The organism is Mycobacterium sp. NGS54 (assembly GCF_059812465.1).
In genome coordinates, this window is the sequence record NZ_JCALCS010000008.1 from 252,637 (window position 1) to 270,327 (window position 17,691).

At 69.4% G+C, this 17,691-nt stretch carries 18 protein-coding genes; 9 read left to right on the forward strand and 9 right to left on the reverse strand.

Annotation, left to right across the window (positions count from 1 at the left end; genetic code table 11):
* Nucleotides 1–37: 37 nt before the first annotated feature.
* Nucleotides 38–769 carry a hypothetical protein gene (locus AC5Y5E_RS25865; protein WP_499906102.1) on the forward strand — a complete coding sequence of 244 codons (732 nt, stop codon included), beginning with the start codon at nucleotides 38–40 and terminating at the stop codon, nucleotides 767–769.
* 59 nt (nucleotides 770–828) lie between these two features.
* Nucleotides 829–2,358, forward strand: coding sequence for an FAD-dependent oxidoreductase (locus AC5Y5E_RS25870; protein ID WP_499906104.1), 1,530 nt, complete (start codon nucleotides 829–831; stop codon nucleotides 2,356–2,358).
* 29 nt (nucleotides 2,359–2,387) lie between these two features.
* Here the strand turns inward: AC5Y5E_RS25870 and AC5Y5E_RS25875 are convergent, their stop codons facing one another.
* A complete protein-coding gene (locus tag AC5Y5E_RS25875) occupies nucleotides 2,388–3,380 on the reverse strand; it encodes a class I SAM-dependent methyltransferase (RefSeq protein WP_499906401.1) in 993 nt (330 codons plus the stop codon).
* A gap of 277 nt (nucleotides 3,381–3,657) precedes the next feature.
* On the opposite strand from AC5Y5E_RS25875, the gene AC5Y5E_RS25880 reads away from it, so the two are divergent.
* The 3 genes from AC5Y5E_RS25880 (at nucleotide 3,658) to AC5Y5E_RS25890 (ending at nucleotide 6,498) form a co-directional block, all read left to right on the forward strand.
* Nucleotides 3,658–5,007, forward strand: a complete 1,350-nt coding sequence (locus AC5Y5E_RS25880) for a PPE family protein, SVP subgroup (RefSeq protein ID WP_499906106.1) — start codon at nucleotides 3,658–3,660, stop codon at nucleotides 5,005–5,007.
* 316 nt (nucleotides 5,008–5,323) lie between these two features.
* Nucleotides 5,324–5,605, forward strand: coding sequence for a DUF732 domain-containing protein (locus AC5Y5E_RS25885; RefSeq protein WP_499906108.1), 282 nt, complete (start codon nucleotides 5,324–5,326; stop codon nucleotides 5,603–5,605).
* 92 nt (nucleotides 5,606–5,697) lie between these two features.
* Entirely contained in the window at nucleotides 5,698–6,498 is an 801-nt protein-coding gene (locus tag AC5Y5E_RS25890) for an MOSC domain-containing protein (protein ID WP_499906403.1), read from the forward strand.
* Nucleotides 6,499–6,504: 6 nt separating this feature from the next.
* Here AC5Y5E_RS25890 and AC5Y5E_RS25895 read toward each other — a convergent pair whose 3' ends face one another.
* From AC5Y5E_RS25895 to AC5Y5E_RS25930, 8 genes are all read right to left on the reverse strand, one after another.
* Nucleotides 6,505–7,773: a cytochrome P450 gene (locus tag AC5Y5E_RS25895; protein ID WP_499906109.1), complete on the reverse strand. Its 1,269-nt coding sequence runs from the start codon at nucleotides 7,771–7,773 to the stop codon at nucleotides 6,505–6,507.
* 15 nt (nucleotides 7,774–7,788) lie between these two features.
* The gene (locus AC5Y5E_RS25900) at nucleotides 7,789–9,174 is read right to left on the reverse strand and encodes an NAD(P)/FAD-dependent oxidoreductase (RefSeq protein ID WP_499906110.1); all 1,386 of its coding nucleotides are present in this window, start codon (nucleotides 9,172–9,174) and stop codon (nucleotides 7,789–7,791) included.
* Nucleotides 9,175–9,188: 14 nt separating this feature from the next.
* Nucleotides 9,189–9,404 (reverse strand): ferredoxin, encoded by a 216-nt coding sequence (locus AC5Y5E_RS25905; RefSeq protein ID WP_499906112.1) that lies wholly within the window; start codon nucleotides 9,402–9,404, stop codon nucleotides 9,189–9,191.
* 109 nt (nucleotides 9,405–9,513) lie between these two features.
* Nucleotides 9,514–9,762 carry a DUF6480 family protein gene (locus AC5Y5E_RS25910; RefSeq protein ID WP_499906113.1) on the reverse strand — a complete coding sequence of 83 codons (249 nt, stop codon included), beginning with the start codon at nucleotides 9,760–9,762 and terminating at the stop codon, nucleotides 9,514–9,516.
* A 45-nt stretch (nucleotides 9,763–9,807) separates the two neighbouring features.
* Nucleotides 9,808–10,362, reverse strand: a complete 555-nt coding sequence (locus tag AC5Y5E_RS25915; protein WP_499906115.1) for a thioredoxin family protein — start codon at nucleotides 10,360–10,362, stop codon at nucleotides 9,808–9,810.
* A gap of 21 nt (nucleotides 10,363–10,383) precedes the next feature.
* Nucleotides 10,384–11,013, reverse strand: a complete 630-nt coding sequence (locus tag AC5Y5E_RS25920) for a DUF1345 domain-containing protein (protein WP_499906116.1) — start codon at nucleotides 11,011–11,013, stop codon at nucleotides 10,384–10,386.
* Between the two features lie 15 nt (nucleotides 11,014–11,028).
* Complete coding sequence (locus tag AC5Y5E_RS25925; RefSeq protein ID WP_499906117.1) at nucleotides 11,029–11,700, reverse strand: cutinase family protein; 672 nt, start codon at nucleotides 11,698–11,700, stop codon at nucleotides 11,029–11,031.
* A gap of 46 nt (nucleotides 11,701–11,746) precedes the next feature.
* Complete coding sequence (locus tag AC5Y5E_RS25930; protein ID WP_499906119.1) at nucleotides 11,747–12,514, reverse strand: class I SAM-dependent methyltransferase; 768 nt, start codon at nucleotides 12,512–12,514, stop codon at nucleotides 11,747–11,749.
* Between the two features lie 159 nt (nucleotides 12,515–12,673).
* Between AC5Y5E_RS25930 and AC5Y5E_RS25935 the strand changes: the two genes are divergently transcribed.
* The 4 genes from AC5Y5E_RS25935 (at nucleotide 12,674) to AC5Y5E_RS25950 (ending at nucleotide 17,668) form a co-directional block, all read left to right on the forward strand.
* Nucleotides 12,674–14,275 carry a PecA family PE domain-processing aspartic protease gene (locus AC5Y5E_RS25935; protein WP_499906121.1) on the forward strand — a complete coding sequence of 534 codons (1,602 nt, stop codon included), beginning with the start codon at nucleotides 12,674–12,676 and terminating at the stop codon, nucleotides 14,273–14,275.
* A gap of 156 nt (nucleotides 14,276–14,431) precedes the next feature.
* Nucleotides 14,432–15,391 (forward strand): DMT family transporter, encoded by a 960-nt coding sequence (locus tag AC5Y5E_RS25940; protein ID WP_499906123.1) that lies wholly within the window; start codon nucleotides 14,432–14,434, stop codon nucleotides 15,389–15,391.
* 62 nt (nucleotides 15,392–15,453) lie between these two features.
* A complete protein-coding gene (locus AC5Y5E_RS25945; RefSeq protein ID WP_499906125.1) occupies nucleotides 15,454–16,353 on the forward strand; it encodes a lytic transglycosylase domain-containing protein in 900 nt (299 codons plus the stop codon).
* Between the two features lie 64 nt (nucleotides 16,354–16,417).
* Nucleotides 16,418–17,668, forward strand: a complete 1,251-nt coding sequence (locus tag AC5Y5E_RS25950) for an HNH endonuclease signature motif containing protein (protein ID WP_499906127.1) — start codon at nucleotides 16,418–16,420, stop codon at nucleotides 17,666–17,668.
* The last annotated feature ends 23 nt before the right edge of the window (nucleotides 17,669–17,691 follow it).

The window sequence follows — 17,691 nt, forward strand, 5'->3', positions numbered from 1 at the left end:
GGGCGTTCTCCCTGAAACGTCGGGGGATCATGGGGTCATGGCCGACGAACTCGACACTCTCTACTGGGTGGAGCCGGAGGCTTTCACCGTGCAACGCACCAAGTTGGCCGCCGCGGCGAAGAAGCGCGGTGACGAGGCGGCCGCCAAACGGATCTCCGCGGCGCGCAAGCCCACGACGGCGGCCTGGATCGTGAACCGGGTCGTGCTCGGCCAAAAGGACACCAAGAAACGCCTGGCCGACCTCGGTGACCGCCTGCGCGCCGCGCATGCCGCGATGGACGGCGAACGCATCCGGGCGTTGTCCGCCGAACAACACAAGCTGATCGAGGGGCTCGCCCGCGCCGCGTTCGAAGCGGCCGACGTCAAACGGCCGTCGGCGTCGGTGCGCGAGGACGTGACCGGCACCCTGCAAGCCGCGATCGCCGACCCCGAGGTCACCGAACGGCTCGGCCGGTTGGCCAAGCCCGAACGGTGGTCGGGTTTCGGCGGATTCGGTGACGCGGCGCCGGCGCCGCCCGCGAAGCAGACGGCGGCGGAGCGACGCCTGGAAAAGTTGAAGGCAGCCGTCGCGGACGCCGAAAGAGCCCAGGCCGCCGCCGACGACGCCCTGGCGCGGCGGCAAGCCGAACGCGACGAGGCGCGCGCGACCCTGCGCAAGGCCGAGCGCGAATTCAACAGGGCAGAGGCCGACTACGACAAGGCGAAGCGGGCCAGCCGCGCGGCCGCCGAATCGGTCAAAGAGGCGAAAGCGCAGCTCAAGAGGGCGTGAATGCGGTCCCGCCGGCGGCGACCAGTTTCCGTCGCCGCTGCGCGGGTATCAGCCCAGCCGTGACTTCTTTATGGCTGACCGACCGCGCCGAACCGCCTTGGGCCGCAAGCCGGCTTGATGACGGCCCACGTTCCGCCGACGTCATCGTCGTCGGTGCCGGGATCACCGGGCTGATGACCGCCGTTCTGCTGGCCCGCGCCGGCAAGGACGTGTTGGTGGTCGAGGCGCGCACCGTCGGTTCCTGCGCGACGGGAAACACCACCGCCAAGATCAGTCTGCTGCAGGGCAGCCAGCTGTCGAAGCTGCTGCCCAGGCACGGCCCGGACGTGGCCCGCGCCTACGTGTGCGGCAATCGCGAGGGCCAGGAGTGGGTGCTGCAGCACTGCGAGGCCAATGGCGTCGCCGTGCAGCGCGAGGACGCCTACACCTACGCCCAATCCGCGCGGGGCGTCCTGTCCGCGCGCGCGGAACTGGCGGCCTGCCAGGCGGTGGGCCTGGGCGCCGTGTGGGACGACGACGCGGACGTGCCGTTTCCGTATCACGGCGGCGTGCGGCTGCCCGACCAGGCCCAGTTCGACCCCATGCCGTTCCTGGACTCGCTGGCCACCGAGTTACTCGGCCGCGGTGGACGACTGGTCGAGCACACCCGAGTCCGGCGCGTGTCCTGGCGCGGCAAGGGGGTGCGCGTGCACGTCAACGACGCCGCGGGGCGGGACGTCGAGCTACGGGCCGGGCAGCTGGTGCTCGCCACCGGAATCCCGATCCTGGATCGCGGCGGGTATTTCGCGCGGCTGAAGCCGAGCCGGTCCTACTGCCTTGCGTTCAAGGTCCCCGGCAACATCACCCGGCCGATGATGATCTCCACCGATTCGCCGACGCGGTCGGTCCGCTATGCGCCCGTGGCGGACGGGGAGCGGCTGATCGTGGGCGGGGCCGGCCACACGGTGGGTCGCAAGAAGAGCCCGTCGAAATCCTTGGCCGAGCTCTCGTCGTGGGCGCAAAAGCACTACCCCGGGTCCGTGCAGACCCACTTCTGGTCGGCGCAGGACTACACGCCCATCGACTACCTGCCGTATGTGGGCCCCATCCTGCCGAACACCGAAGCCATCTTCGTCGCAACGGGATTCAACAAGTGGGGCATGACCAACGGCGCCGCGGCGGCGTTGGCGCTGTCCAGCCGCATCCTGGGCGGGCGGATGGACTGGTCGAGCGCGTTCGCCAGCTGGAGTCCGCACGAGCTGTCGGGCCTGCTGATGGCCCTGCAGGCCAACCTCGAGGTGGGCTTCGACCTGGCGAAGGGCTGGATCACCCCGGCGATGCGCACCGGCCGTCGCAGCCCGGTCAACGGCGAGGGCGGCGTGGTGAGCGGGCCGCCGTGGCATCTGGAGGCCCGCTGCCGCGTCGACGGAACCGAGCACCGCGTGTCGCCGGTGTGCCCGCACCTGGGTGGAATCGTCAACTGGAACGACGCCGACGAGGCGTGGGAGTGCCCGCTGCACGGGTCGCGATTCGCCCCCGACGGCACCTTGCTGGAAGGCCCGGCCACCCGGGACCTGACAGCTCAAACCCCCGCGCCGACCGTGTCCTGAGGGCGTGCAATTCGTTTGGCGAGAAGGATTCAGGCCGTCTTCCGGTAGACGAGCCAGCGCAACTCGATCGGGGATTCTTCGCGCGGGACGTCGAACACGTCGAGGCCGCTGGCCCAGCTCTCGAACCAGCCCGTCGGCGGCCAAGCGCCCTCGGGCAGGTGTGCCTTCTCGTAGTCGTAGGCCGAATCGTCGGCGATCAACTCGAAGGGCAGCCCGGCCGCCGCGTTCGTCAACTCGTCACGGGTGAAGATCATGGTGTTGCACTGCTGCCCGAGCTCGAGCGCGGCGTGGTCGGGGGTGTAGCCGGGCTTCGGCACGAACGCGTTGAACACCAGGCGTCCGCCGGGCGCCACCACATCGGCGGCGAGTTCGAACACGCCGCGCAACTCGTGGGGGGTCCGGAAGTCGGGCACCACCTCGGAGAGCACCATCAGCTGGTACTCGTCGTGCACGCCCTCCATCGCGGTGAAGACGTCGCTCTGCATGACGCGCACGCCGAGCGATTCGCCCTCCACCTCCGCGCGCATGAGGTCGGCGAACTTCGGCGCCATTTCGACCGCGTCCACCGGATGGCCACGCCGGGCCAGGGCGATGGCGTTGCGCCCCGTTCCGGCGCCGACGTCCAGCACCCGGCAGCTCGCCGGGTCGGCCGCTTCGCAGGCCAGCGCCAGCACGCGCGCGTCGGGCTCGTGGCCGAACAGCGGCGGCTGCCGGGTGGCAACCCAGTTGTCGTAATCGGCCTCGACCGTGCGCCATTCGGCCTTGACGCGGTAGTTCAGGCCCGTTCCGAAGGGAACCTGAAACGAGATGACGATCTCCGACCGCTGGGACGCCTTGAAAGCCTTCGCCAGCTCGGCCTCCAGCACCTGGTTGAGCTGACGAGCTTGTTCGGGCGTGTACGGCACACCCAGGGTCGCGCACAGGTTCGCGCACAGCTGCGAGTACTCGTCGATCATGCCGGGCACGGCGGGCACCGAAATTTGGCCCTCGGCCATCGATCGGCGGTAGAGCCGGCTGACCATCGCTTCGCGCAGCCTCGGCGTGTCGAATGGTTTGGGCTGCGGCGCGTCCACGAGACTCTTCTACACGACCCGATCCGGGGTCGCACAGGGGCGGCCGTCGGACACCACCCGTTAACACGTCCGTTTGGCGGGGTATCGGCTACATTCACGCGCCGGACATGTACTACTGAGGGACGTGCGATCCTTTGCCGGCCCGGTTTTGGCCGCGCCGCCCAACTAGTCGTCACCGAGGCCGCCAGCGCCCTGGCGGCGTTTTGACTCGATCGGAGGGAACGACATGGACTTCGCAGCGCTGCCGCCCGAGATCAACTCCACCCGGATGTACACCGGCCCAGGCTCGGGGCCGTTGCTGGCCGCCGCGTCGGCATGGGATGGGCTGGCCGCCGCCCTGCACGCGGCGGCGAGCTCCTACCAATCGGAGGTCGCGGCGCTGACCGCCGGCCCCTGGCTGGGCCCGGCCTCAGGGTTGATGGCCGCCGCGGCCGCCCCATACCTGGCGTGGACGAGAACCTCCGCCACGCAGGCCGAACAGGCCGCCACCCAGGCCAAAGCCGCGGCCGGCGCCTACGAGGCGGCCTTCGCCGAGACGATCCCGCCGCCGGTGGTCGCGGCCAACCGCAGCCTGCTGCTGGCGCTGGTCTCGACGAACATCTTCGGGCAGAACACCCCCGCCATCGCGACGACCGAGGCGCAGTACGCCGAGATGTGGGCCCAGGACGCCGCCGCCATGTACGGCTATGCCGCCGCGTCGGCGTTGGCGACGGCGCTGACGCCGTTCTCGCCGCCGCCGCGAAACACCAGTCCCGCCGGGCCGGCCGCCCAGGCCGCGGCGGTGGCGCAAGCCGGCGGCACCTCCGCGGGAAACGCGCAGAGCGCCGTGTCGAGCGTGCCGCAGGCGATCGCCGCAGTGCCCGCCGCGCTGAGCAGCCTCGCGGCCACCCCGGCCCAGTTCGGGCCCCTCGATCTGCTGGCCGTGCTGGCCAACCTGAGCGGGGTCTTCATCGACCCTGAATTGAGTGCGGCGGGCCTCGGGGTCGACACCGGAGTGGCGCTACCGGCGCTGCCGTTCGACGTTGCCGGTGCGCTGACCGGTTTCCACACCGACGACATCGTCAGCGGTTGGGCGGGGATCCAGGCGTGGCCGGGGACGGCGCCTGTGCCGCCGTCGCCGTTCCCGGTGATCACGAACCTGGCCGGCGGGTCAGCGGCCACCGCCGGCCTCGCCGAGGCGAAAACGATTGGGGCGCTGTCGGTTCCGCCCGCCTGGGCGGCCGAGACAACGATGATACGGCCCCTGGCGGTCGCATTGCCGGCCACCAGCATGGGCGCCGCCGCCGAGGCCTCCACCGGCAGCATGGGCAGCCTGTTCAGCCAGATGGCCCTGGCGGGCATGGCCGGGCGCGCGATGGCCGGCACCGGCGGCGCGGGCGCTGGCCCGGCCCGCCGGGAGCGGATCGGGGCGCCGACGACCACCGACAAGAAGGCGCCCCCGGAAGCCCCGGCCGGCGGACCGATCACGAGCGTGGCCGCCGAGCTCCGGGAACTTGCCTCGCTGCGTGACTCGGGAATCCTCACCGACGAGGAATTCACAGAACAGAAAAGAAAACTCCTGAATCAGATCCCCTAGCAAATTGTCGATCAGGGCAACAGTTGCCATTTGAAGGCTGCTGAAGCTACGCACCGGTTGGTTACGCGGTGTATTCGCCGGCGTTGCATTCCTGCCAACTCGCGATGCGCTTGTTGCCGCCTTCCGGGGCGTCGGCGGTCAGGGAACCGGCTCTGCTCGATCGCCATCACCTCGCAATTGGCTGCTCTCAAGTTTCGAAATCTTTGGTGATCGATTAGCGTGAACAGCCATATACTGACGACACCTTGGGCGCCGACAAGAAAAGGGGAACGAAATGTTTGCACCTCGATGGCTGGCCAAACTGACTATTCCTGTGATGGTCGGCGCCGCCCTGACAGCAAGCACCGCGATTGCATCGGCCGACTCCACGGACGACGCATACCTCGCGAAACTGAAAACCCTCGGATTCAGCTGGCCCTCGTCGGCCGACTCCGACATGATCGCGATGGGACACGCGGTCTGCGCCGACCGGATGGCCGGCAAGACGCCCGATGCGATCGCCACCGACCTGCACTCCAGCATGAGCGCGAAGGGCTTCTCGTTCGCCGACATGACCGGCTGGGTCAGCGCGGCGGAATCCACCTACTGCCCGGGCTAGTCGCCGCTGCGCGCCCCAGTACTGTCTCCCCTGACGGTGAATGACGTGTCTCTTGCGGGGGATAGGCAGTGGAAGATCTCGCTGCGGTGCACATGCGTGTGGAGAGTTTGCGCCGCTATCCGGTGAAGTCGATGCTCGGCGAAGCCGTGGACTCCCTGTTCGTCGACGAAGGCGGCGCCGAGGGCGACCGGCGGCTCGCGCTGATCGACGCCGAAACCGGCCATGTGGCCAGCGCCAAACAGGCGCGCCTGTGGCGTGGGCTGCTGAAATGCACGGCCCACGCCGACACCGGGCGCGTCAGGATCAGGCTGCCCGACGGGACCGACCTCACGGCCGACGACCCCGGAGTCGACGACGTGCTCTCGCGGCTGTTGGGCCGGACGGTGCGACTGGTCAGGCAGCGACCGCAGGGCGCGACGCTGGAACGCCCGGATCCCGAGCAGCTGCTCGAGCTCGGGTTGGGCGCCGAGGTCGGCGGCCGCATCCTGGAGATCGCCCAGGCGACCCCGGGCGACTCGTTCACCGACGAGGCCCCGCTGCACGCGATCACCACGGCCACCCTCGAGCACATCGGCGTGGAGGCGCTGCGCTACCGGCCGAACCTGGTGATCGCGACCCCGCCGGGCCACCCCCCGTATACCGAAAACGACTGGGCCGGAAGGGAACTCGTGGTGGGCGAGGCGCGGCTGCGCGCGCTGACGGCCACCTCACGGTGCGTGGTGCCGACACTCGAGCACGGTCCGTTGCCGCGGGCCCCGCACGCGCTTCGCACTCCCGCCGCCGAGAACCGTTGGGACACGGGCGGTCACGGGCCGCAGCCGTGCGCCGGGGCGTACCTGGAGGTGGTGGGGCAGGGCGTCATCCGGGTCGGTGACCGCGTCACCATCGCGTAACCAAGCTCAGTCGGCGATCGCGGCGAAATCCACCCAAAGGTGTCGCGGCCCGCGGAACACCTGATTGTGCCGATACGGCGGCGGGTCGACGACGAGCCTCGGAGACTCGACCCGGCGGAGAAACGTTTCCAGCGCCAGGTTGACCTCCAGGCGCGCCAGCGGGCCGCCCATGCAGGTGTGAATGCCGCTGCCCCAGCCGAAATGCTCGTTGTCCTCACGTAGCGGATCGAAACGATCGGGGTTGTCGAACCGGCGGGGATCCCGATTGGCCGCGGCGTAGACGAGGTGCACCGCCGACCCGGCCGGGATCACCGTCGCTCCGATCTCGATGTCGGCAGTGGCGCTGCGGCTGGGGAAGAACTGCACCGCGGACTGCAGGCGCTGTACCTCTTCGATGGCGCGCGGGATCAGCTCCGGGCGCTGCCGCATCAGATCCCAGGAACCGGGGTTGCGCAGCAGCGTCATCACACAGTTGGTGATGGTGTTGACGGTGGAGTCGTGCCCCGCGACCAACAGCAGCATGGCGTTCGACGTCGTCTCCCGCACCGTCATCGGACCGTCGGGCCCATCGTCGTGCAACAGCCTGGACAGCAGGCCCTCGCCGGGCGTTTCCGCGTAGCTCTGCACCAAGCCACCCAGGTAGTCCTGCAATGCCGCGGTGCTGGCGCGGCCTTTTTCGGCCAGCGCCCGGCCCTCGTCGGTGCCGCCCTCCGGGCCGAGATCCGTGCCCCTCATGAAGTCGAAGATCCAGGCGTGGAACATCGGCTCGTCCTCGACGGGCACGCCGAGGATCCTGCAGATGACGGCGACGGGTATCGGGTATGCGAAGTCCTCCACCACGTCCAGGCGGGTGCCGGCCCGGGCTTTGACCTTGTCCAGCGACTCGTTGGCCAGCTGCACGATGAACGGTTCCATGCCGGGAATCAGGTCGGGGGAGTGCGGCGGACCGAAGTGACGCATGACCTGCCGGCGGGCCCGGTCGTGATCGGGTGGGTCGGAGACGATGATGCTGGGCGCGCGGCCGTAGGCCTGCATGTGCTCGCTGCCGGGCTCGGGTTCGGGTTTGTCACCGCCCAAGCCCGCCGGGCTGCGGCTGATGTCGGAGCTGATCCGCGGGTCGTGTGCCAACGCGAGCAATTCGCGATAACCGGTTACGGCGTAGGTCTTTTCGGCGACCTTGGCCACCGGTGTGTCGCGCAATTGCTCGAAGTACGGGTACGGGTTCGGGCGGTTCTCGAACTTCATCGCCTCGGCCCAGGCGGTTTCGGCATTCATCGTCGGCTCCTGGGCTCAGCGGCTTCTGGGCCGGAATTCGGCGCCGCGCGAGGTTGGGTCGTGCCCGGTCAGCACCACGTCGGGAAGGGCGGTCGGTTCGCGGGGGTCGGGAAACCGGGCCGGCATCGGCTCCGAGATGGCCGCCCGGTCGTAGCCCGGCGGGGGCGGCGGGAACGGTGCGGATCGTTCGATCAGCGAGGCGTAATAGGGCAGCCATTTGCCGTGGTTGAACGTCACCGCCCCGACGACGCGGCCGCGGTGACCGTAGGCGGCCGCGAACCTGCGTTGCTCGACCGAGCCCTGGGTGAACACGATCTCCTCGCCGAAGGAGCACACCCCGACGCTCTTGATGTTGACGCCGAATTGGCCGGACCAGAACGACGGCAGCGGCAGGTGCGGCCGCCGGCCCATCTCCAGGGTGATCATGTTGTTGGCCGCCACCTCGGCACCGAAAACGGCGTTGTCCCAATGCTCTTGAGACATGAACTGGTACTCGTAGAGGACGTGCGGCGCGCGCGCCACATCGCCCGCCACGAAGATGTTGTCGGTCACCACACCGTTGATGTCGAAGGCGCGGCACCCGGCGTCGCAGGCCAGCCCCCAGAACCCGCTCGCCAGCTGCGCGCCATCGAGCCATTCCACGTTGCGGATCGAGCCCAGGCAGGCCACCACCACGTCGACGTCGAGCACGGTGCCGTCGGACAGCCGGGCCTTGCGAACATGGCCGCCGGCGTCACCGTCGAGGCCCTGCACCGCAACACCCGTTCGCAGATCGACGCCGGCGTCGATCTGCATCTGCGCGGCGATGTCGCCGATCACGCCACCCAGCGCGCCGGACAGCGGCGCCTTGCCGCGCTCGGCGACGGTCACTGGCAGGTCGAGATCGCGGCACACCGAAGCGATTTCGGAGCCCACGAAACCCGAACCCACGATCAGCACCCGGCGCGGTCGCTCCCGGAGCGCGGTGGCAAGCTTCGCCGCGTCGTCACACGTGCGCACGGTGAACACGCCGTCCAGGGCGGCCTCGTGCGGGTTGAACCACGGGCGTGCCCGGGTGCCGGTGGCGATCAGCAGCCGGTCGTAATCCACCCGGTCGCCGTCGGCCAGCAGCACCTGGCGGTTTGACCGGTCCAGCCCTACCGCCGCGACGCCGAGCCGCCATTGCGCGTCGACCGGACACAGGCGGGGCAGCTTCGTGTGGTCGGCGGGCACCCATCCCTTCAAGACCTGCTTGGACAGCGGCGGCCGGTCATAGGGTTCGTGCGGCTCGTCGCCGATGATGGTGAGCGGACCGCGAAAACCTTTCTCCCGCAACGTTTCCGCAGCGCGCAAACCGGCCAGCGACGCACCCACGATGACTATGCGCCCCTGCGTCTTGAAGGTTTCGACGAGCTGGCTCACGAGCGGGGTCGTGATCACCTGGTGTCCCGGTCCGCCGGCGGATCGACTTCCAGGATGATGGCCTGAACCGGACAGGACGCCGCGGCGCGCAACACGCGCTGGCGCTGCGAGTCGTCGGGGTTGGGGTCGTAGGCCAGGGCCTCCTCGCCGACAAGCTTCAGCACCTCGGGCGCTAGCGGAACGCACTGGGCATAGCCCTGGCATTTGTTCAGATCGACCACAAACCGCATGTCCCGAGCCTTCCGCCCGTCCGGCCACCGACCCTATGCGCGCGAGACTACTTGGGCGTGACGCGCCGCGACAGCCATCGCGAAATTTTTGCCCCGTTAGCCGGGAACCTCAGCCCGTCAGCCCGAGTATTTTCATGACGAGCAGCACCGCCACCGCGGCGAAGGCCACGACGAAGACGCAAACGGCGATGACCGTGAGGGCCGACCCGCGGGTGAATCGCCCGCGATTGGGTGGTTGGGCTTCGGCCACACCGGAGGTCTGCGGCGCGGCCGGCGGGGTTGCGCCCGGCGTGACGCCTCCGCCCGTCTCGAGGTCGGGGGTTTGTGCGGGATCGGGGTCGGGGGGTTGCGCGGTCATAACTGCTGTTGCGATACCCGCGCACAGAGCGCCCAAACGCGCGAATCAGGCTCCGCGCCACTTGATGCCGCACCCGATCGACGGCCGTTGATCGGCGTCGACCGGCCTGCCGGCGAGCACCGCTTCGACCGCCGCCCGGACGTCGGCGGCCGTCACCGGCTTGTTGTTTCCCGGCCGGGAGTCGTCGAGCTGTCCGCGGTAGACGAGGCGGCGGTCGCCGTCGAAGACGAAAGTGTCGGGCGTGCAGGCCGCTGAAAAGGCGCGCGCGACGTCCTGGCTCTCGTCGTAGAGGTAGGGGAACGTCCAGCCGTGGGCGCGGGCCTCGGCGGCCATCTGCTCGGGGCCGTCCTGCGGATAGGTGACCACGTCGTTGCTCGAGATGCCGACCATCGCGACGCCCTGGTCCGCGAGGTCACGGCCCAGCGCGGCGAGCCCGGCTGCGACGTGCTTGACGTACGGGCAGTGGTTGCAGATGAAGGTGACGACGAGCGCGGGGCCGGTGAGGTCGTCGAGGCTGACCGTATTGCCGGTGGCCGGGTCGGGCAGCGAGAACGGCGGCGCGGGGGTGCCGAGGGCGAGCATGGTGGACTCGATGGCCATGCCAGCCAGATTAGCCCGGCGTCACAGCTTGGAACCGAGCCCGGCGATCAAATTGATGGTGACCGCAAGGACAACGGCGCCAAGCAGATAGGACAGCAGCGCCTGGCGCAACACCGTCGAGCGGATGGACGTCAGCCCGATCTCGGTGTCGGATACCTGGTAGGTCATGCCGACGGTGAAGGCCAGATACGCGAAGTCGCTGAACCGGGGCGGCTCCGGGTCGTGAAAGTTGATCCCGCCCGGTTCGTCCGAGTAGTAGAGCCGCGCGTAGTGCACGGTGAACAACGTGTGCACCGCGAACCAGGACGCCGTGACCGCCAGGATTCCCAGCAGGGCGGCCGCGACGGCCGCGGCGCCGGAGCGCGACCCCGCCGCCACCACGTAGGCGACCCCGACCAGGCTCGCGAGGCTTGCCGACACGACGACGGTGTCGGCGATCCAGCGGGTGGGGTCCTCGCGGGTCACGTATTCGCGGGTTCGGTCGGCGTCCATTCGGCCCAGCAGCAGCCAGGTCCACACCACATACACGGCGGCGGTGACGACCCAGCCGACGAGGGCGAATCGCCAGCCGACGGTATTGCCCACCGCCAATGCGACGGCGGTCCCGAGCACCACGGCGATCAGGATCCGAACCGCGACGAGGGATCTCACGGGGCTCGGAGGCGGCTAGCCGTTCTGTGACCGGGCGGGCGCCTGACCGATCTTGCCGGCGGCGAACGTCGCGGCCTGGTTGACCATCCCGGAGTCGATGTACGACATGTGCGACAAGATGTTGCCGCCGGGGGAGCAGATCGGGTCGTCGGGGGCGCACAGGCTGATGGTCCGGCCGACGAGCGCCGGGCTGATCGTCGGAAGCGGCTGGCCTCCCCACAACATGCTGGAGAACCCGCTGGTCGGCTCGCCGAACAGGGCGACGGCGGCGACGTGATCGGCCACCGGGCCCGGCAACGTCTGGCTGGCGAGGTCGATCACCGTCGAGCCCTGCGAATATCCGCCGAGCACCATTTTCGTGTTGGGGCAGCTGGCGGCGACGTCCTGGATGTGCGCGCTCGCGTCGTTGGAGCCGGCCGTCGCGCTGTTGTGGTAGTCGTCGTTCGCCGGGTAATTGACGGCGTAGACGCTGACCGACCGCCCCCCGAGCTGCGCCGTGAGCGAGTCGACGAACGCCTGCCCCATGTTGCCGAGGCCGGGCTCCTGGTGGGTGCCGCGGGCGAAGACCACCGCGACGTCGGTGCAGGGATCGGCGGATGCGGCCGGAATGACGACGGGCACGCTGAGCGCGGCCCACGCCGTCACGGCCGAAACTCCAACGATGCGGGCAAGCCTGCGTGAATTCATTTCCAAATGCTGACATACCGCCGCCGATGGCAGCGCATGCGGTGTCTCAAAGCCCGACGCCGCGTGCGATCCGATCGGCGCGCCAGCAGCGCGCCTGCATCGGTATGTCGACCGCGTCGGCGCCGGGGAACCGCGCATCCAGGGCCGCCCGCGCCGCGGCCAGCCGCCGGGCGCGTTCGTCGGGGGACGCGACGATGACCCGGCTGTAGGTGCCCAGCATCGCGACGGCATCGTCGATCGTCATGGTTCGGGTGAACCGGAACGTCTCGCGGGCGAAGTTGCGGAACATCGCCGGCAGCGGAAGGACGAAGTCCAACCGCCGGCGCGCGCGGTCAGCCGCGTCGGCGGGCACCTCGTCGCCCGGCAGCCGGTCCAGCTCGCGCACCCAGCCCACCTCGCGGTCCCGGCTCGTCCAGATCAGGCCGAGCCGGCCGCCGTCGCGCAGCACCCGGCCGATCTCGGGCACGGCCCGCTCATGGTCCATCCAGTGCCACGCCGACGAGACGAACACCGCGTCCGCGGAGGCGTCGGGAAGCGGAATCTCCTCGCCGCGGCCCTCGAGGACGCGCACGCCGGGCGACCGGGCCGTCAGGACCCTTCGCATGCGCGCGTCGGGTTCGACGGCGATGACCTGCGCGGCCTTGTCCACCAGGGTGCGGGTGAACAGCCCGGTGCCCGCACCGAGGTCGACGGCCACCCCGCAACCCGGTGGAACCAGCCAGTCCACCGCCGGCCGCGGGGGTTGCGGCCGCAGCCCGTCGTAGTTTTCGGCAATCGATCCGAAGGACATCGCGCGCTGCTGACGGTCGGTCACGGCGCCACGGTAGTCGTGGCCGCCGTCACGCAAACGTTTGGTTAATCCCGAGAATTTTGGATCGGTTTTCCCTAGAGTCTGGCGTACCGGCTGGTGGCGTGAGGTGCCCGTTCCCGGTGAAGACGTGGTCGAGGGGCAGAACGGAAGGACACCCGGGGGATGAGTTTTCTGACGTCACCGCCAGAGATCATTTCGTCTCTGCTCCATTCGGGCGCCGGCCCGGGGCCGATGCTGGCCGCGTCCGCGGCGTGGGACGGGCTTGCCGCCGAATTGGGTACCGCGGCTCAGTCGTTCTCGTCGATCACCTCGGGGCTGGCCGCCGACGCCTGGCAGGGGCCCGCCTCGGCGGCGATGCTGTCGACCGCGGCCCAGTACGCCGGCACGCTTAACGCGGCGTCGATCCAAGCGCAAACGGCCGCCGCGCAGGCGCAAGTGGTCGCCAGCGAATTCGAGTCCGCCCTGGCCGCGACGGTGCATCCCGTGGTGGTCGCCGCGAACCGGAACCAGCTGGTCCAACTGGTGTTCTCGAACCTGTTCGGCCAGAACGCGCCCGCGATCGCCGCCGCCGAAGCCTCCTACGAGGAGATGTGGGCCCAGGACGTGTCGGCGATGGTCGGCTACCACGGCGGGGTTTCGGCCGCCGCGGCCCAACTGTCGTCGTGGGCGTCCGCGGTACAGGCGCTGCCGGCCCAGGCGTCCGCCGCAGTTTCCGGCACCCTCAACCCGGCCGCCGCCGCCCCGGCGGCGCTTGGCTTGCTGACCCCCGCGGCCAGCAATCCCATTGCGGGCCTGGTCGGACGCGCCGAAACCTACGCCGCCGACATCATCAATTTCCCGACCGACATCTTGTTCGGGCGCCAAATCATCCCCACCGGGCCGCAGTCGCTCGGCACCAGCGCGACAGTGAGCGGCGGCACCGCAACCGCCCCGCTGACGGTCTTCGGCGGGACCGAGCCGTTGGTGAACGCCTCGGTCGGCGCCGGGTCGCCGGCGCCGTTGCTGGTCGACACCGGATCCGAGGGCCTCGTCATACCCTTCACGAAGGTCGGCGGACTGTTGGGCGTCCTCCAGCTCGGCATCCCCATCGGGGGCGGCATCGGGGGTTACAGCGGCGGTCTGGATTACATTTACCTGACCTACAACGCGCCGGTGAATTTCGGCGGCGGGCTGATCACCGCGTCGACCCCGGTCAACGTCGAGTTCCTGGCTTTCCCGGTGTCCATCCAGTCCGCGATGACCAACGGGCTGACGTTCCAGTCGTTCTTCGCTTCCGACGGCGCGTCCGGCGTCTTGGGGGTCGGACCGAACGCGGGCGGCCCCGGTCCCAGCATTCCGCTCCAGGCGCTCCCGTCGCCCTACAACCAGGGTTTGCTGATCAACCAGACCACCGCCAATCCTTATCTGCAGTTCGGTAGCCCATCGACGGTCTCCACAACGCACACTGTGTTGGCGGATCTGCCGCAAATGCCGATCACCAACCTGCAAGTGCAGGTAAATGGCGGACCTCTGCAAACCGTTTCGTCGATCGTCGACTCCGGAGGCGTGGAGGGAACGCTGCCGTCGAGCCTTGGCGCGTTGCCCGGACAGACGATCAACGTCTACGACGCCAGCGGTATGCACCTGTTGTACTCGTACACCTACAACGGGGACTACTTCCCGACGCCGATCACGAGCGGGCTGATGAATACCGGAAACCTGATCTTCCAGGACCACCCGGTCTACATCGACTACGCCACGGGCGGCGCGACCGTTTACAACTGATCTGACGCTGACACCCTCGCCGTACGTCATGAACACCGGGGCGCCGCCCTTCCTCGAACACCCGGTGTACAGCTCGTATAGCCCCGGCGGCGTCGGGACGACGATCTTCTATCGGTGAGTCGCGCCCCCTCGACGGCGGAGTTTCACATCGCTTGAATGCCGGGTATGCACCCGGCCATGGGGTGGGTGGCGTCGCACGCGGTGGCGATCGCGTCGGCGTTGCTCGCCGCATTCTGGGCCGCGGTGGGCATCGTCGTTCGGCAACGAGTCGCCCAAGGCGTTCCCGACGACAAAGCCATGTCGGCCACGATGGCCACCACCCTGGTCCGCGAACCGTTGTGGTGGGCGGGCACGCTGGCCGCGGTCGCCGGTTACATCTTCCAGGCCCTGGCCCTGGCCAACGGCTCCTTGCTCTTGGTGCAACCGCTACTGGTGTCGTCGCTGCTGTTCGCGCTGCCGATGAGCGCGAGGATGTGTCACCAGCGGATCAGTTGGGCCGACTGGGGCTGGGCGATCCTGTTGACCGCCGCCCTGGCCGTGTTCGTGCTAGTCGGCCAGCCTCGCGAAGGCCATAACCGGGCGCCGGTGCCGGGGTGGACGATCGCGTTGCTGACGACCGTGCCGCTGGTGATCGGCTGCGTCGCCGCGGCCCGCCGCACCGCCGGCCGCCCCCGCGCCATGCTGCTGGCGGTCCCGGTGGCCGTCCTGCTGGGCATGATCGCGGTGCTGACCAAGATCTGCACGCACCGCTTCGCCGTGGGCGGCTGGCACGGGCTGCTGACCGTGCCCGCTCCCTATGTGCTGGTCGCGCTGGCCGCGTCGCTCACGGTGGTGCAGCAGGCGGCGTTTCACGCCGGCGCGTTGCAGGCGTCCGTACCGATCATGCTGGTCGGCGAACCGATCGTCGCGGTGGTGCTGGGTGTCGTGGTACTCGGGGAGCACCTGGCGGTCCGGGGGTCGGCGGCGCTGGTCCTTACCGTCGCGGTGGCGGCGATGGCGGCGGCCGCAATCGCGCTGGGCCGCGACGAAGCCGCCGGAGCCAGTTTGCCGGCCCGGCGGCAACCGCCGCTCGAGCCGGTGACGGCCGCCGGCGCGGGAATCGGCGATAGCGCATAGCTTCGGCCGGCGGTATCGCTACCGTTGTCCTACCCCGAGTCGGATCGAACGGGAGGCACACTGTGAGCGGTAAACCGCGCGCCACGCTGCTTGTCCTCGGCGCGATCCTGGTCGCCCTGGCATGGGCGCCGGCTCCAACGGCATGCGCCACGACCACGTTGCGGCCCGAGGCGCCGAGCATCCCCGCCGGCGCGCAGCCCCAGCTGGCGTCGGACCCCGCGCAGGTGGCCGACGACCTCGTCGCCGACGAGCACGCGCTGCGTGACGCGTCGACGGGGGAGGCCGCGCTGGTGGCGGCGGCGCACCGCGAGCAGGCGGCATATCGCGCTATCGGGCGCCACCCCGATTGGGACGCGACCATCCGACCGCGGATCCCGACGGCGCTGCTCGATGTCTACGACCGCAACGTCGACGCCCGCCGGCAACTCACCGCGATGACGGCCGTCCGGGACACGCTGCCCGCGTGGAGCATCGAGCCACCGGCCCCGGCCGACGAACTGCTGGGCTACTACCACCAGGCGGAGTCGGAATCCGGCGTCGGCTGGAACTACCTGGCCGCCATCAACCTCGTCGAAACCCGCCTCGGCAGCATCCATGGCTTGAGCACCGCCGGCGCGCAGGGGCCCATGCAGTTCCTGCCCGGCACGTTTGCCACCTACGGGCAGGGCGGCGACATCAACTCGCCCCACGACAGCATCGTGGCGGCGGGCCGCTACCTGGCCGCCAACGGTTTTTCCACCGACCGCGATCACGCGATCTACCGGTACAACCACGCAAACGAATACGTGCGCGCGGTCGATCAATACGCGGCCCTCATCGGGTCCGATCCCGCGACTTTTGTCGGCTACTACCGCTGGGACGTCTACTGCAACACCACCGCCGGCGACGTGCTGCTGCCCATCGGCTACGCCGCGTCGTCGCCGATCCCCGCTGCGGAGTACGTGGCCGGCCACCCGCAATGATGGGGATCCCGGCCCGGGTTTCGTAGCCGAAAACTTGTCGTACCCGGCTGCGAGGATGGGGTTTATGTCTTCAACCCCATCTGTTGGCGCTTGGGTGGTGAATACTCCGACGCGTCTTGACGTGCTGTTTGAGGAGTTGGCGGAGTTGTGCGGTCAACGCAATGCGATTGATGGGCGCATTGTGGAGATCGTCGCCGAGATCGATCGCGACGGATTGTGGGGTAATACCGGGGCGCGGTCGATACCGGCGTTGGTGGCCTGGAAGACCGGCTGTTCGCCGGCCAACGCGCACACGATCGCGACGGTGGCGGGCCGGGTGCAGGAGTTTCCGCGGTGCACCCGGGCCTTGCGCCAGGGGCGGTTGTCGCTGGATCAGGTCGGGGTGATCGCCGCCCGCGCGGGTGAGGGTTCGGATGAGCATTACGCGCAATTGGCCGCGGTGGCCACGGTCACTCAGCTGCGCACCGCGATCAAGCTTGAACCGCGCCCACAACCCGATCCTCGCCCCGAGGCGGGGCGCTCGATCACCAAGACTTCGAGCGAGGAGGGCAGCTGTTGGCGGATCAGCCTGCCCCGCGACGAGGCGGCGACGTTCGATGCGGCGTTGGCGTCGCATCGCGAGGCGCTGATTGCCCAGTGGAAGCGCGACCGCGGCGACGGCAAGGCCCCATCGGATGCGGCGCCGCCGTTGCCCGACACTGTTGATGCGTTTATGCGGCTGGTGGAGGCCGGCTGGGACGCCGACGCCACCCGCCGCCCGCATGGGCAGCACACCACGGTGGTGGTGCACCTCGATGTCGAGCGGCGTGCCGCCGCACTGCATCTGGGTCCGCTGCTGTCCGATGCCGAGCGCCAGTACCTGACCTGTGATGCCACCTGTGAGGTGTGGTTCGAACGCGACGGCGTGCCCATCGGCGCCGGGCGCACCACGCGCACGGTCAATCGGAGGCTGCGCCGCGCGCTCGAGCACCGCCATCCCACCTGCGCGGTGCCCGGCTGCGGTGCCACCCGCGGGTTACACGCCCATCACCTGAGGCACTGGGAAGACGGCGGGCCGACCGAGTTGGCCAACCTGGTGCTGTTATGCCCGTATCACCATCGGGCACACCACCGCGGGCTGATCACCATCACCGGACCCGCTGACCAGCTGAGCGTCACCGACGACACCGGCCGACCACTGAGCGCGGGATCACTCGCGCGTCCGCCGAACCGGCCGCCGCCCGCCGTCCCACCCTGCCGCGGACCGCTCGGGGAACGCGCCGACTGGTGGTGGTACGACCCCTTCGAGCCGCAGCCACCAGCGACAAACAACTGATCGGTTCCGTATCTGAGTCGAAA

Coding starts and splice junctions, on each gene's coding strand:
- AC5Y5E_RS25925 (WP_499906117.1), bottom strand. CDS start 11,700: ATGAATTCACGCAGGCTTGCCCGCATCGTTGGAGTTTCGGCCGTGACG.
- AC5Y5E_RS25910 (WP_499906113.1), bottom strand. CDS start 9,762: ATGACCGCGCAACCCCCCGACCCCGATCCCGCACAAACCCCCGACCTC.
- AC5Y5E_RS25905 (WP_499906112.1), bottom strand. CDS start 9,404: ATGCGGTTTGTGGTCGATCTGAACAAATGCCAGGGCTATGCCCAGTGC.
- AC5Y5E_RS25880 (WP_499906106.1), top strand. CDS start 3,658: ATGGACTTCGCAGCGCTGCCGCCCGAGATCAACTCCACCCGGATGTAC.
- AC5Y5E_RS25940 (WP_499906123.1), top strand. CDS start 14,432: ATGCCGGGTATGCACCCGGCCATGGGGTGGGTGGCGTCGCACGCGGTG.
- AC5Y5E_RS25890 (WP_499906403.1), top strand. CDS start 5,698: ATGCGTGTGGAGAGTTTGCGCCGCTATCCGGTGAAGTCGATGCTCGGC.
- AC5Y5E_RS25935 (WP_499906121.1), top strand. CDS start 12,674: ATGAGTTTTCTGACGTCACCGCCAGAGATCATTTCGTCTCTGCTCCAT.
- AC5Y5E_RS25950 (WP_499906127.1), top strand. CDS start 16,418: ATGTCTTCAACCCCATCTGTTGGCGCTTGGGTGGTGAATACTCCGACG.
- AC5Y5E_RS25865 (WP_499906102.1), top strand. CDS start 38: ATGGCCGACGAACTCGACACTCTCTACTGGGTGGAGCCGGAGGCTTTC.
- AC5Y5E_RS25875 (WP_499906401.1), bottom strand. CDS start 3,380: ATGGTCAGCCGGCTCTACCGCCGATCGATGGCCGAGGGCCAAATTTCG.
- AC5Y5E_RS25895 (WP_499906109.1), bottom strand. CDS start 7,773: ATGAATGCCGAAACCGCCTGGGCCGAGGCGATGAAGTTCGAGAACCGC.
- AC5Y5E_RS25885 (WP_499906108.1), top strand. CDS start 5,324: ATGGTCGGCGCCGCCCTGACAGCAAGCACCGCGATTGCATCGGCCGAC.
- AC5Y5E_RS25915 (WP_499906115.1), bottom strand. CDS start 10,362: ATGGCCATCGAGTCCACCATGCTCGCCCTCGGCACCCCCGCGCCGCCG.